The organism is Azospirillum isscasi (assembly GCF_030849505.1).
GTDB lineage: Bacteria > Pseudomonadota > Alphaproteobacteria > Azospirillales > Azospirillaceae > Azospirillum > Azospirillum isscasi.
In genome coordinates, this window is record NZ_JAUJFI010000022.1 from 1 (window position 1) to 12,416 (window position 12,416).

Here is a 12,416-nt window from a genome sequence, read left to right on the forward strand (position 1 = left end):
GGCCTCGCCATGGCCCAGCCCGTCCACCGCCAGCACCAGCCCGTCGCCGCGCACCAGCCAGCCGTCGCCGCACCAGTCGGTGCCGGCCATCGCCAGCATCATGGCGCCGCCGGCTGCGGGCGGCGGCGGCAGGCCCGCGGGATTCCCGCCGCCCTGGGCGATGACGCGGGCCAGGACGGCGGTGCCGGTCCCCGGCTGGGTGTGGATGTCGAACAGGTCGGCCAGCCGGCGGACCGCCCCCAGCCCATAACCCAGCCCTCCGGCGGGTCCGGCCCCCGGAGGGTGGGACGGGCCGGCGATGGCGCGGCCCAGATCGACGATGCCCGGCCCGTGATCCAACGCCACGCATTCGACGCCGGCCCTCTCCCCCGCCCGCTCCGCCGGCAGGGGACGGAGCAGCAGGCTTCCCCCCTCCGGCGTGTGGTTCAGCAGGTTGCTTCCCAGCTCGCTCACCACCAGCGCCAGCCGGGCGGCGGCGTCCTCCCCCAGGGCCTGGGCGGCGGCCAGATCGGCGGCCAGCCCGCGGGCCATGGTCAGGGCGGACGCGTCGTCGATCCTCAGCCGGCGGTGGCAGTGCGGGGGCAGCATCAGCGCCTCCACAGGACGATGGTGACGCGGGTGCCGGAACCGGCGGCGGAGTCGATGGAGAACTCGTGCACCAGCCGCCGCGCGCCGGGCAGGCCCAGCCCCATGCCCTTGCCGGTGCTGTAGCCGTCCTGCATGGCGCGGCCCACGTCGGGGATGCCCGGCCCCTGGTCGGTGAAGGTCAGGCGCAGCCCGCTCTGGCCGCCGCGGCTCAGCTCCTCCACCTCCATCTGGCCGGAGCCGGCGTAGAGCACGATGTTGCGCACCAGCTCGCTGGCCGCGGTGACGAGCTTGGTCTGATCGACCAGCCCATAGCCCAGGGCCTGCCCCGCCTCGTCCACCGTGCGGTGGGCGGCGGCCAGCGATTCCTCGCCATGGACGGGGACGGTCGTGCGGATCGGGCGCGCGGCGGGCCTCACTCCGACCTGCCCGCGCGGGCGCGGAGATCCGCGAGACCGTGCCTGACCGACAGGGCGGCGCGGATGCCGCCCAGATCCATTCCCAGTTCCACCATGGTCATCGCGACCTCCGGGCGGAGGCCGGCCACCATGGTCTCGGCTCCCAGCATGCGGATCATCGAGGCCATCACGTTCAGCACACGCCCCATGTGCGAATCGATCATGCGCATCTGCGCCATGTCGATCAGCACGGCGTGCGCCTGCTCCGCCACGAGCCGCTCGCCCACCTGCTCCGCCAGATGTTCGGCATCGCTGTCGCCGAGCAGCGGCGGCAGGGTGACGACCAGGATGCCGTCCAGCGGGATGATGTGGGCCGAAGGTGGTGTCGCCGCCGTCATCGGCTCAGCCCCCCTGGATCACGGTGTAGTTCAGCTTGCCGAAACAGTAGCGCAGCCCCTCGGCCAGCGAGAAGCGCGTCTCGATGGAAGACAGGTTGATGCCCAGCGACACCATGACCTGGGCGATGGCCGGGCGGATGCCGGTGATGACGCATTCCGCCCCCATCAGCCGCGCCGCCGCGACGGTCTTCGCCAGATGCTGGGCGGTCTGGGTGTCCACGGTGGGCACGCCGCTGATGTCCAGGATGGCGTAGCGCGACCCGCTGCGGGCGATCTCGAACAGCAGTTTCTCCGTGATCGCCTGGGCGCGGCTGGAATCCAGCGTGCCGATGATGGGCAGGGACAGGACCCCCTCCCACAGCGGCACCACGGGAACCGACAGGTCCACCAGCTCCTGGCTCTGGCGGCGGATGATCTGCTCGCGCCGGCCGATGAAGGCGTCCACGGAATAGAGGCCCATGGCGTCGACCAGCTTGTGGATGTCCTCCATCGCCCCCGAGCCGCCGGAGAAGGCCTCGTTCAGCACATGCTTCAGGCTGAAGACGAAGGTGGCCGTCTGCGACGGGGTCAGCCCCCGCTCGGCGAACTCCACCGACAGGGCCGACAGCAGATCGCGCAGCCCCTCGGTCATCACCGGCGGCGCGGTGCCCAGCGCCTCGGTGAAGGCGTCCAGCAGCCCCTCGCACAGATCCTGCACGATGCGGTGGTCGATCTGGGGCATCGGCAGATAGTCGCCCAGATAGGTCCGCCAGACGGTCAGCAGGCGCTGGCGCTCGCTGAGCAGGGAGGCGGGCGCGAGATCGTGGAGGAAGGGCATGGCGGCGGCTTTCATGGCGGAGGGGCGGGGCGGGAGGTCGGGGACGGGCGGTTCAGGAGCCGGCGGTCAGGGCGTCGATGGCGCCGATCAGCTCCTGCCGTTCGAAGGGTTTGAACAGGATGCGGTCGGCGCCGAAATCCTCCTGCCGCAGGCTCTCGATGCCGGCGCCGGGGGAGGCGCCGGGGGAGGCACCGTTGGCGCTGTTCGGCGAGCCGCCGGTGATGGCCAGGAAACGTGTCCCCGGCGCCGCCGCCCGCCCTTCGCGGATCACGGTGGCGCCGTCCTTGCCCGGCATCCAGATATCGGTCACCACCACGTCGAAGGCGTCGCGGCGCAGGCGGTCCAGCCCCTCGGCCCCGTCGCCGGCGGTGGCGACCTTGTGGCCCTGTCCCTCCAGCACCATGCGCAGGGAGAACATCACCGAGGGGACGTCTTCGATGACCAGAATGCGTGCCATGTCGGTGTCTCCTCAGGCGGTGGCGGGTGGTTCGAATTCGGGAAGCAGCAGGGTGGCGACCGTGCCCGCGCCGGGGGTGCTGGACAGGGCGATGTCGCCGCCCATCTCCTTCACCAGCCCATAGGCGACCGACAGGCCAAGCCCGGTGCCCTGGCCCACGGGCTTGGTGGTGAAGAAGGGTTCGAAGGCGCGCTCCAGGACCGCCGGCTCCATGCCGCAGCCGGTGTCGGCCACGGTGATGCGGGCGCGCCGCGGCGCCGCCCCGTCGGCGGGTTCCAGGCCCAGCGTCACGGCGATGGCGCCGGTTCCGCCCATGGCGGCGGCGGCGTTGCCGGCCAGATTCAGCAGCACCTGGGCGAAGGCCGTGCGGTCGGCGCGCAGGACCAGGGCCGATCCGGCGTCGTCGGTGCGCTCGTTCACCACCACGCCGGGACCGACCGCCTTGCACACCAGCGGCAGGGTGGCGGCGACCAGGGCGCCCGCGGTCACCGGCTCCGCCATGTGGGTGCCGGGGCGGGAGAAGGCCAGCAGGTCGCCGATGATCCGCCGCGCCTTGCGCGCGCAATCCAGCACCATGTCCAGATAGGGTGCGTCGGCGTCGTCCGGGTGGCGGTCCGACAACTCCTGGGTCAGCAGGGTGATGGGCTGGAGCAGGTTGTTGATCTCGTGGGCGACGCCGCCCATCATGCGGCCCATCACCTCCATCCGCTGGCGCTGGCGTTCGGCCTCCTCGCGCCGGGCTTCCTCGGTGACGTCGCTCTGGAAACCGATGTAGGCGGTGACCGCGCCGTCGCCGTCGCGGATGGGCGCCAGCAGCAGTTCGTTGACGAAGGGCGTGCCGTCCTTGCGGTAATTCAGGATGCGGGTGTCGATCCGCTCCCCCCCGGCGACGGCGCGGCGGATGGCCGCCGCGGTCTCCGGATCGGTGCCCGGCCCCTGAAGGAACCGGCAATTCCGCCCCAGAGTTTCCGCCGGTTCGTAGCCGGTCAGGCTCTGGAAACGGCGGTTGACGTAGACCAGCGGAACGTCGGGCTGGCGGGCGTCGGCGACCGAGATGCTGACGGGGCAGGCGTCGATGATCGCCAGCAGGGTCTGCTTGGCGCGCAGCGTGTCGTTCAGCGTCTCTTCGAAGCGGCGGCGCTCGCTGATGTCCTGGATGGTGCCGGTGATGCGCAGCGGGCGTCCCGTGGCGCCGGATTCCACCAGGGCGTCGCAGGACAGATGGATGTCCCGCCCGGCTCCCTTCAGCCGGAACTCGCCGCCCCGGACGGCGCCGCCGGCAAGGGCGAACAGGCCCAGCAGGCTGTCGCGGTCGCTGTCGGTCACCGCGTCGAGCAGGGCGGCCAGCCCCTGGCCGTCGATCCCGTCCACGCCGTAGCGGCAGCCGATCCATTCCAGATCCCCGGCGATTCCGCCGGGGCCGCCGGACCAGTCGGGCTCGTGGCGGAAGACCGCCAGGCGCGCGCTGTCGAGCGCCGCCTCCACGGCGTCGGGGTCAGTCCGCATCGCTCCGCTCCAGCGCGGCCCGATGCACGTCCCGCTGGGCATCGGAGATGTAGAGCCCGACGAGCTGGTCCAGGTCGATGTGGTCGGGCAGCAGGCGCAGCGCGTGGGCGATCACCCCCATCATCTGGCGGATGATGTCGTGCTCCTGCGCCTGCGCGAACAGCAGCGCGTCCAGCGCCTCCTGCATGGCGGCGGCTTCGCGGGCGTGCGCGGAGTCCGCGGCCAGCATCCCGTCCAGCCGGTCCAGGGTGGCGATCAGCTCCTGGCTGGACGATTCGAAACGGGCCTGCACCTCGGCGACCTGGGCGGCCAGGACGCGGCAGACGCGGGGGCAGTCTTCCTTCGTCGAACCCACGGGGCTTCCTCCTTTTCCCCTCAGGATGGCAGAAGCTGCTTCAGCGTGGCGAGCAATTCGTCGGGCGGCGTCGGTTTGGTCAGCCAGCCCGACGCCCCGGCGGAGCGCGCCTCGTCCCGCTTGCCGGGCATGGATTCGGTGGTCAGCACCACGATGGGCGTGAAGCGGGTGGTGGAGTTCTTCCGCGCTTCCTTGATGAAGGTGATGCCGTCCATCACCGGCATGTTCAGGTCGGTCAGGATCAGGTTGGGCTTGGTGCCGGTCTTCAGCTTCTCGAGGCCGTCCTTGCCGTTGGCGGCGGTGACGACGGCATAGCCGGATTTCTGGAGAATCCGCGACAGGCTCATCACCATCGTGGGAGAGTCGTCGAGGATGAGGATCGTGCTGCTCATCGGTCGGGGCTTTCATGGAGCGGTGCGGCGTCCGCCGGCACCGGAGGAGGAAAAGGGAAAGGCGAAGAGGGGGCGGCGGGCCCTGCCGGTCAGGACGCCGTCGGCCCGGACTCCATTGGCCCGGACTCCATCGCCCCGGAGTCCATGGGTTGGATCGCCATGCCGCTGCCCACCTGGGTCAGACGGTCGCGGAGCTGGTGCATGTGGGTGTCCACCTCGTTGGCGGTGTCGAGCACCAGTTCCGACAGCATGCCGCTGTTGGCGGCGATCTGCGCCGCCTCGCGGATTTCCCGCGACAGGCTGAACACGGCGTCGTGCATCTGGCCCAGGCTGCCGTTCACGTCGCGGGCCAAGCCTTCCTGCTGGCGCACGGCGGCGGCGATGCGCTGGCTGGCGGCGTCCACCTGGGCGATGGTGTCCACCAGCCCGCGCAGCGCATCCACCGACGCGGACGTGGTGTCGCGCATGGAGGCGATGCGGGCGGTGATGGTGTCGGTGGCGGTCGCGGTCTGGTGGGCGAGCGCCTTCACCTCGCTGGCGACCACGGCGAAGCCCTTGCCGGACTCGCCCGCGCGGGCCGCCTCGATGGTGGCGTTCAGCGCCAGCATGCGGGTCTGGCGGGCGATGTCGCCGATCAGCCCCACCGTGTCGCTCACGTCCTGGGCCAGACCGGCCATGGTGTCCACGCACTGGCGGGTGGTGTCGGCCCGTTCGGTGGCGTCGCGGACCACCCGCATGGTTTCGTTCATCTCGCCGACGATGATGCCGATGGCGCCGGACAGCCCTTCGCCCACGCTGCCCAGCCGCTCGATGCAGTCCTCCGCGGCGCTGGCGCCGGCCATGGACTTGCCGAACTGCTCGTTGGCCTGCACCGCGGCGGTGGCCATCTCCTGGGCCATCTCGCGCATCTGGCTGTTCTCCTGCACCACCGCCGCGACCGAGGTCTCCACCTGATCGACGATGACGGAGCTGAACAGGCTCATGGCGGTCTTCAGGTCGCGCGGGGTGCCCGTCTCCGGGGCGGACAGCACCGTTTCCCGGGCCTGGCCGGCCGCCGTCTCCGTGGCCGCGTCCAGGAGCGCCGCCGGGGCGGGGGCAGGCCGGGCGCCGTCGCCGCTGCGGAGGCCGCGGACCAGGGCGAAGGCCGTGGTGGAGGCGGCGAGCAGCGCCAGGACGCGCGCCGGCCACGCGACGTCCGGGATCACCGAGGCGCCAAGGCTCAGCGCGACGGCGATTCCCAAAGTCGCCGCCAGACCGGACGGTCGCCGGGAACTCCTGTCGGCCGGCAATGGGAGATCGGCGGCAAGCGCCATGGTGACCCCTTACTTTTGTTGGTCGGCAAACATGGACCGACCCTGCGCAACGCACCAGTTAGGGCCAACCCTGATATATAACTTGCGGTGCGGGAATTTCCGGAAGACGAATCCGCGCCCCGCCTTCCCTGAATTCATGCTCCCAGGGCCAGGGCCGGAGACATGGAGGCGTCGTCTTCAACAGATCCCATGCCTGAGATTTCCCACATGCGGGCCAGTTCGACGATGGACGAGGCCCCGGTCTTTTCCATGATGTGGGCGCGGTGGACTTCGACCGTCTTGATGCTGATGCCCAGATCCCAGGCGATGCACTTGTTCTGCTTGCCCCCGATGACCAGGCGCAGCACCTGCGATTCCCGGCCGGACAGGGCGGACAGGCGCTCGGCGGCGTTGCGGCGGCGGGTGTGGACGCGGGTCCGCGCCCGTCCGATCGCCAGGCAGGTCTCGATCTTTTCGAGGAAAGCGGCGTTGCTGAACGGCTTGGCGAGGAAATCGGCAGCGCCGGCCTTCATGGCGCGGACGGCCAGATCGACGTCGGCGTAACCGGTCATGACCAGTATCGGCAGGTCGAATTTCCGTTCCCGCAGGATTTCAACCAGACGAATGCCGTCCATATCCGGCAGACGGACGTCCGTGACGACACAGCCGCCAATGTGCGGGCCTGCCTCCAGGAACTCCGCCGCGGTTCCATACTCGTGGCTGATTGTTCTCGCACTCGATAACGTACTGGCAAGCACCCGACGGATGTTTTGGTCATCGTCAATAATATGCACGTCTTGATGAGCGATCATCGGGCCGCCTGCCAATATAGAAGGTTTTGAGTGCAGACAATGTGCGGACTGCTTCATGGCAGGACAACGATAAGGAGAATCGGTTTAGTAAAAGTTAACGCCTGAGTTTCCGGTTTGTTTAGAGGTCAAATGTTTTCCCCGGGCTGGAATCTCTTGTTCACGAATAATAATAAGGCCCTGCCGTGAACATTTCGTCCGGATGAGAGGAATTAAGTTGCCGGGGCGCTCCATGGTGCGCAACGCGGTTTTGGGGTGGGTCTCCGCCGTCCCCTGCGGCGGCCGGGCAACCTCTGGCGGCGCCGGCACCGCGGAACCCTGTCGGATTGCCGCTTTCAGGCCTGTGGCGGGTCTGCATCACCCCCCGATATTTTGTGATCCGGATGCCGCCCGGGTGGCACGGACGCCCCGAAAGACCGTATCTTATTTGCACTGCAACATCGGTCGGTCCGGGAGGGAACATGAAGTCGTTCTTGTCCTCGCTTCAGCGGGATTGGGCGTCCTGGAGCCCGGTCGAGCGTATTGTCGCAGTCGGTTTCGTCACGGTGGCTCCGGTCGCCTCGCTGGCCTTTCTCTTCGTCCGCTGAGCGTCGGCTTCCCTCGCCCGTCCGTCCGGTGCCATACAGGACGAAGGAGCGGACGAACCGTTCCGGCAGGAGAGGGATGACGAATCATGGGCGATAAGGTTGCCATCATCACCGCGGGCGGCAGCGGCATGGGCGCCGCGGCGGCGCGCCGGCTGGCGGCGGACGGCTTCAAGGTCGCGGTGCTGTCCTCCTCGGGCAAGGGGGAGGCCCTGGCCGAAGAACTGGGCGGGATCGGCGTGACCGGATCGAACCAGTCCGCCGAAGACCTGGAGCGTCTGGTCGAGCAGACCCTGGAGCGGTGGGGCCGCATCGACGCGCTGGTGAACAGCGCCGGCCACGGCCCGCGCAAGCCGCTGCTGGAGCTGACCGACGAGGACTGGCACAAGGGGATCGAGGTCTATTTCCTGAACGTGGTCCGCGCGGTGCGGCTGGTGACCCCGGTCATGGTGCGGCAGAAGGGCGGGGCGATCGTCAACATCTCCACCGCCTGGGCCTTCGAGCCGAGCCCGATGTTCCCGACCTCCGCCGTCGCGCGGGCCGGGCTGGCCTCCTTCACCAAGCTGTTCGCCGACCAGTACGCCGCCGACAATGTGCGGATGAACAACGTGCTGCCCGGCTGGATCGACAGCCTTCCGGCGACGGAGGAGCGGCGCCAGGGCGTGCCGATGGCCCGCTACGGCAAGAGCGGGGAGATCGCGGCGACCGTCGCCTTCCTCGTCTCCGAGGGGGCCGGCTACATCACCGGGCAGAACATCCGGGTGGACGGCGGCCTGTCGCGGTCGGTGTAAGGCGCGTAAAAAGACGGTGCGGGCGGCGTCCTGTCCGGAGCGCCGCCCGCACCGCAGGGCGAAGCGAGGGGGATCGCCTCAGCTCTTGTTGCCGACGATGCTCTGGTACTGCTTCCAGATCTCCGGGTAGCGCCGGACATAGTCCTGGTTGACCTTCAGGGCGATGTCGCGGAACTTCGCCTGCTCGCCCTGCGGAACCACGGCCAGCCGCCCGCCGGTGGCGATCATCTGGTCCATGGTCTTCTTGTCGGCGTCGATGGCGCGCTGCCACTGCTTGGCGACGATCTCGCCGGTGGTCGTCTCCACGACCTGCCGCAGGTCGTCGGGCAGGCCCTTCATCCACTTGTCGTCCACCAGGACCGAATAGGTCAGCAGGCTCATGCCCGGCACCAGCGAGGCCACCTTGGCGGCGTTGGTGCCGACCATCTCCCAGCCGCCGGCGGAGGTGTAGATCCCGTCGATGGCCCCCTGCATCAGCGCCGCCGCCATTTCGGAGGCGGGCATGGACACCGGGCTGGCCCCGAAGTCGCGCATCAGCAATTGCAGCACGCGCCCGCCGGTCAGGCGGATCTTGCTGCCCTTCAGGTCGCCGACGGAATCGATCTCCTTGTCCTTGAACAGGAAGATCAGGTCGGCGGTGCGCATCAGCCCCATGACGCGGATGCCCTTGTCGGCCACCAGCCCGGACAGCAGGGCGGCGACCTCCTTGGCGACCTCCGGCTTGGACATCGCCTCGTCGGTGACGGCGAAGGGCAGGTTCACCACGCCGTACTGGGGCGCGATGCTTTCGAGTTGCACGCTGACCGGCCAGACCATGTGCACCGCGCCGGAGCCCAGCGCGGCAACCGCGTCCTTGTCCTTGTAGAGCGTGCCGGAGTGGAAGACCTTCGGCTTGATGCGGCCCTTCGAGCGTTCCTCGATCAGGGCCGCGTACTCGTCCATCATCTTGGCGGTCCAGTGCGACGTCGCGATCTCGTCCGTCATCACCATCTCGATCGGCGCCGCCTGCGCCCGGGCCTGGTCCGGCGCTCCGGCGGCCAGCCCGGCTACGGCCAATCCGACCAGCAGCGTTCTCGCCCAAAACGGCCTGAACATCGACGGATTGAACATTGGCATCCCTCCCATGGCTGCGTTCGGACGCTTCTGGCCCGCTTGTCCGAACGATCATAGGGGAAAACAATAGGGCATGCCAACATTATTGTACGGACAACTCTACGCGATAGGGCCTATCACCTCCGGCATCACCCCTTGCGGCGGGACCACCACAGCACCGCCGCCGCCCCGGCCAGCGGGAAGGCGGTCATCAGGGCGAAGGTCTCGCCATAGCTGCCGACGCTGTTGAACAGGGTGGCGAACAGCGCCGGCCCGACGACCACGCCGGAGAAGGTGAACATCAGCGCGCCGCCCGTCGCCGTGCTGGCCGTGCCCCGCGGGGCGACCCGCGCCACCTCCGCCAGGAACACGCCGTTCCACCCGATGGCCGCCGTTCCGAACACCGTCAGCACGGCGAGGACCGCCGGCACCGGCCAGCCCGGCGCCAGGGTGGCGGTGACCAGGGCGGCGGCGGCGGACAGCCCGCCGATCCCGCCCAGCACCGCCACGCCGGAGCGCAGCCGGTCGGCCAGCAGCCCCCAGCCGATGCGCGCCGCCGCCCCCGCCGCCTGCATCAGGGACACGGCCAGCCCGGCGGAGACGATGGACCAGTCCAGGTCGTGGACCAGCATGTTCACCGTGAAGGCCATCAGCGACAACTGGATCGCCGAGAAGCAGAAACCCATCAGCGCGAAGCCGCGCAGCGCCGGAACCCGCCAGACCAGCCGCGGCCCCTCCATCAGGTTGCCGCGGATCGGCAGGCCGGGGCTGCGGTCGTCGTCCCACATCCGCCGTCCCGGCGCGAAGATCACCAGCAGCAGGGCGAACATCCCGGCGACCGCCACCGCCGCCCCGCGCCAGCCGGCAAGCTCCCCGATTCCCGGCAGCAGCAGCCCGGCCAGCACGCCGGCCAGCGGCACGCCGGTCTGCTTCAGCGAGAAGACCAGATTGCGCCGGGCCGGCGGGGTGAAGCGGTTCAGCAGGTGGGAGGAGGAGGGGTTGACCAGCCCGTAGCCGATGCCGATCAGCACCGACGCCAAGGCGGCGACCCACAGCAGGCCGGTGGCGATGCCCAGGCACCCCGCCATCCCCAGCAGCATCGCCAGGATGCCCACCGACCCGGCGCCCCAGCGCCGCACCACCAGCCCGGCGAAGGCCGAGACCAGGGCCGCCGCGCCGTAGATGACGCTGATCTGGTAGCCGACCGCCTCCGACCCCACCCCCAGCGAGGCCGCGGCCAGCGGCGCGACGGTCGCCAGGGTCAGGACGGACAAAGTGGCGACGGTCTGCACGCTGGTCACCTCCGCCAACAGGAGCGGGAAGGGGGCGGGCGGGGTCTCGTGCGTGGTCATGGGAGTCCGGACAAATGGCGGGGGTGCGGGGCTCATGGGCGGGCGATCTCCGGCCTACAGCATTCCGGCCCGCCGGGCCAATGCCAGGATGCGATGGGACCCCTGCACCAGCGGGCGTTCGACCAGCTTGCCGTCCAGCGTGCAGACGCCGCCGCCCGCGGCCTCGAAGGCGGCGAGGACCCGCCCGGCCTGGATGACCGCCTCCGCCGGCGGGGTGTAGGCGTCATGGATGGCGGCGATCTGCTTGGGGTGGATGGCCGAGCGCGCGGTGAAGCCGTGCAGGACGCTGCGCGCCAGCTCCCGCCGGTAGCCCTCCTCGTCGTCCAGCGCGATCCAGGGCATGTCCAGCGCGTCCAGCCCGAAGCGGGACGCTGCGTGCACGACGCGGCTGCGGGCGTGCAGCAGCGGCTCCCAGGCCAGCGGCACGCGCAGTTCCGCCGACAGGTCGGCCCCGCCGAACATCAGGAAGGACAGGCGAGGGGAGGCCGCGGCGATCGCCATCGCATGCTCCAGTCCGTCGGCGCTTTCGATCAGCGCGCCCAGCGTGCCGGGGAGGCCCCGTTCGTCCAGCAGCCCGGCGGCCAGCCGCACGTCCTCCGCCCCGTCCACCTTCGGCAGCAGGAGGCCCGCCCAGCCCGGCGCCGCGCCGTCCGTCAGAGCCAGGATGTCGAGCATGCCGGTGCGGCTGCGCAGGGAATTGGTCCGAACGAAAACCGCCGGGCCGGATTCCGCCGCGCGTTCGCGCAGAAAGGAGCAGACGGCGGTGCGGGCGCCATCCTTGTCGGCAGGGGCCACCGCGTCTTCCAGATCAATGATAACCGCGTCGGCGCCCGCCGCCAGAGCCTTGGCGAAGCGGTCCGGGCGGGCGCCGGGAACGAACAGGTAGGACCGGCGGACCGGCGCGTCCGGCGCCGTTGCGGGGCTGTGCGGATTGTTGAGCATGAAAACGCTTTCCAAGGTTGGAGGGGCGTGTTATTTGTACGTACAACATGCTATCACAGACGCGGACCATGTCACTCTGAAATGATCCGCGCCGATGCCGATCCCCCTCCGATCCGCAGACAAGAGATGCCCGCCCATGCCTGACATTTTGGAACCGCGGACCGTCGTCGCCGACCTGGGCCGCTACCTTGAGGATTTCACCGTCGGCGACGTCTACGAACACCGCCCCGGCCGGACGATCACCGAAGCGGACAACATCCACTTCAGCCTGCTGACGATGAACCGCCACCCCATGCACTGCGACCACGCTTTCGCCGAAAAGTCGGAGTTCGGCAAGCCGCTGGTCAACAGCGGGCTGACGCTGGCCATCGTGCTGGGCATGACGGTGGACGACGTTTCCTACAAGTCCGTCGCCAACCTCGGCTGGAAGGAGATCAAGCTGGTCGCCCCGGTCTTCCCCGGAGACACGGTCTACGCGCGTTCCAAGGTGCTGGACGTGCGTGAATCGAAGAAGCGCCCGACCCAGGGCATCGTGACCACCTACACCGAGGGCTACAAGGCCGACGGCACGGTCTTCCTGACCTTCGAACGGGCCAGCCTGGTCCCCAAGCGGGGCCACGGCATCGGCGACTGATCCGGACACGCT

The 12,416-nt window shown here is 69.6% G+C and carries 16 protein-coding genes; 3 read left to right on the top strand and 13 right to left on the bottom strand.

The features are described from left to right. The 10 genes from QSG27_RS06880 to QSG27_RS06925 form a co-directional block, all read right to left on the bottom strand. A partial coding sequence (locus QSG27_RS06880; RefSeq protein ID WP_306704515.1) for an ATP-binding protein occupies positions 1-588 on the bottom strand: 588 nt, incomplete at its 3' end. Next, positions 588-1,004 carry an anti-sigma regulatory factor gene (locus QSG27_RS06885; RefSeq protein WP_306704517.1) on the bottom strand — a complete coding sequence of 139 codons (417 nt, stop codon included), beginning with the start codon at positions 1,002-1,004 and terminating at the stop codon, positions 588-590. The genes QSG27_RS06880 and QSG27_RS06885, both read right to left, overlap by 1 nt. Beyond that, positions 1,001-1,381, bottom strand: a complete 381-nt coding sequence (locus QSG27_RS06890; RefSeq protein WP_306704518.1) for an STAS domain-containing protein — start codon at positions 1,379-1,381, stop codon at positions 1,001-1,003. The genes QSG27_RS06885 and QSG27_RS06890 overlap by 4 nt, the downstream gene beginning before the upstream one ends. A gap of 4 nt (positions 1,382-1,385) precedes the next feature. Next, positions 1,386-2,198, bottom strand: a complete 813-nt coding sequence (locus QSG27_RS06895; RefSeq protein ID WP_306704520.1) for an STAS domain-containing protein — start codon at positions 2,196-2,198, stop codon at positions 1,386-1,388. Positions 2,199-2,250: 52 nt separating this feature from the next. Then, entirely contained in the window at positions 2,251-2,655 is a 405-nt protein-coding gene (locus QSG27_RS06900; protein WP_306704522.1) for a response regulator, read from the bottom strand. A gap of 12 nt (positions 2,656-2,667) precedes the next feature. Next, the gene (locus QSG27_RS06905; RefSeq protein WP_306704524.1) at positions 2,668-4,161 is read right to left on the bottom strand and encodes a hybrid sensor histidine kinase/response regulator; all 1,494 of its coding nucleotides are present in this window, start codon (positions 4,159-4,161) and stop codon (positions 2,668-2,670) included. Continuing rightward, entirely contained in the window at positions 4,151-4,516 is a 366-nt protein-coding gene (locus tag QSG27_RS06910; RefSeq protein ID WP_306704526.1) for a hypothetical protein, read from the bottom strand. The genes QSG27_RS06905 and QSG27_RS06910 overlap by 11 nt, the downstream gene beginning before the upstream one ends. Positions 4,517-4,536: 20 nt before the next feature. Continuing rightward, entirely contained in the window at positions 4,537-4,908 is a 372-nt protein-coding gene (locus QSG27_RS06915) for a response regulator (protein ID WP_306704528.1), read from the bottom strand. A gap of 89 nt (positions 4,909-4,997) precedes the next feature. Further along, positions 4,998-6,149, bottom strand: a complete 1,152-nt coding sequence (locus QSG27_RS06920; protein WP_306704530.1) for a methyl-accepting chemotaxis protein — start codon at positions 6,147-6,149, stop codon at positions 4,998-5,000. A 206-nt stretch (positions 6,150-6,355) separates the two neighbouring features. Then, the gene (locus tag QSG27_RS06925; RefSeq protein WP_306704532.1) at positions 6,356-7,012 is read right to left on the bottom strand and encodes a response regulator transcription factor; all 657 of its coding nucleotides are present in this window, start codon (positions 7,010-7,012) and stop codon (positions 6,356-6,358) included. Between the two features lie 458 nt (positions 7,013-7,470). Between QSG27_RS06925 and QSG27_RS06930 the strand changes: the two genes are divergently transcribed. Further along, the gene (locus QSG27_RS06930; RefSeq protein WP_306704534.1) at positions 7,471-7,596 is read left to right on the top strand and encodes a hypothetical protein; all 126 of its coding nucleotides are present in this window, start codon (positions 7,471-7,473) and stop codon (positions 7,594-7,596) included. Positions 7,597-7,682: 86 nt separating this feature from the next. Then, a complete protein-coding gene (locus tag QSG27_RS06935; RefSeq protein ID WP_306704536.1) occupies positions 7,683-8,384 on the top strand; it encodes an SDR family oxidoreductase in 702 nt (233 codons plus the stop codon). Between the two features lie 78 nt (positions 8,385-8,462). Here QSG27_RS06935 and dctP read toward each other — a convergent pair whose 3' ends face one another. The 3 genes from dctP to QSG27_RS06950 form a co-directional block, all read right to left on the bottom strand. After that, entirely contained in the window at positions 8,463-9,494 is a 1,032-nt protein-coding gene (gene dctP / locus QSG27_RS06940) for a TRAP transporter substrate-binding protein DctP (RefSeq protein WP_306704538.1), read from the bottom strand. 131 nt (positions 9,495-9,625) lie between these two features. Next, positions 9,626-10,828, bottom strand: coding sequence for an MFS transporter (locus tag QSG27_RS06945; RefSeq protein ID WP_306704540.1), 1,203 nt, complete (start codon positions 10,826-10,828; stop codon positions 9,626-9,628). Between the two features lie 54 nt (positions 10,829-10,882). After that, complete coding sequence (locus QSG27_RS06950; RefSeq protein ID WP_306704542.1) at positions 10,883-11,770, bottom strand: HpcH/HpaI aldolase/citrate lyase family protein; 888 nt, start codon at positions 11,768-11,770, stop codon at positions 10,883-10,885. Between the two features lie 136 nt (positions 11,771-11,906). Between QSG27_RS06950 and QSG27_RS06955 the strand changes: the two genes are divergently transcribed. Beyond that, on the top strand, positions 11,907-12,404 hold the full coding sequence (locus QSG27_RS06955; protein ID WP_306704544.1) for a MaoC family dehydratase: 498 nt from the start codon (positions 11,907-11,909) through the stop codon (positions 12,402-12,404). The last annotated feature ends 12 nt before the right edge of the window (positions 12,405-12,416 follow it).

Bases quoted from the DNA above. Each gene is read 5' to 3' on its own strand.
- QSG27_RS06915 (WP_306704528.1), bottom strand. From the start codon at position 4,908: ATGAGCAGCACGATCCTCATCCTCGACGACTCTCCCACGATGGTGATG.
- QSG27_RS06925 (WP_306704532.1), bottom strand. From the start codon at position 7,012: ATGATCGCTCATCAAGACGTGCATATTATTGACGATGACCAAAACATC.
- QSG27_RS06890 (WP_306704518.1), bottom strand. From the start codon at position 1,381: ATGACGGCGGCGACACCACCTTCGGCCCACATCATCCCGCTGGACGGC.
- QSG27_RS06950 (WP_306704542.1), bottom strand. From the start codon at position 11,770: ATGCTCAACAATCCGCACAGCCCCGCAACGGCGCCGGACGCGCCGGTC.
- QSG27_RS06895 (WP_306704520.1), bottom strand. From the start codon at position 2,198: ATGCCCTTCCTCCACGATCTCGCGCCCGCCTCCCTGCTCAGCGAGCGC.
- QSG27_RS06945 (WP_306704540.1), bottom strand. From the start codon at position 10,828: ATGACCACGCACGAGACCCCGCCCGCCCCCTTCCCGCTCCTGTTGGCG.
- QSG27_RS06955 (WP_306704544.1), top strand. From the start codon at position 11,907: ATGCCTGACATTTTGGAACCGCGGACCGTCGTCGCCGACCTGGGCCGC.
- QSG27_RS06905 (WP_306704524.1), bottom strand. From the start codon at position 4,161: ATGCGGACTGACCCCGACGCCGTGGAGGCGGCGCTCGACAGCGCGCGC.
- QSG27_RS06935 (WP_306704536.1), top strand. From the start codon at position 7,683: ATGGGCGATAAGGTTGCCATCATCACCGCGGGCGGCAGCGGCATGGGC.
- QSG27_RS06930 (WP_306704534.1), top strand. From the start codon at position 7,471: ATGAAGTCGTTCTTGTCCTCGCTTCAGCGGGATTGGGCGTCCTGGAGC.
- dctP (WP_306704538.1), bottom strand. From the start codon at position 9,494: ATGTTCAATCCGTCGATGTTCAGGCCGTTTTGGGCGAGAACGCTGCTG.
- QSG27_RS06900 (WP_306704522.1), bottom strand. From the start codon at position 2,655: ATGGCACGCATTCTGGTCATCGAAGACGTCCCCTCGGTGATGTTCTCC.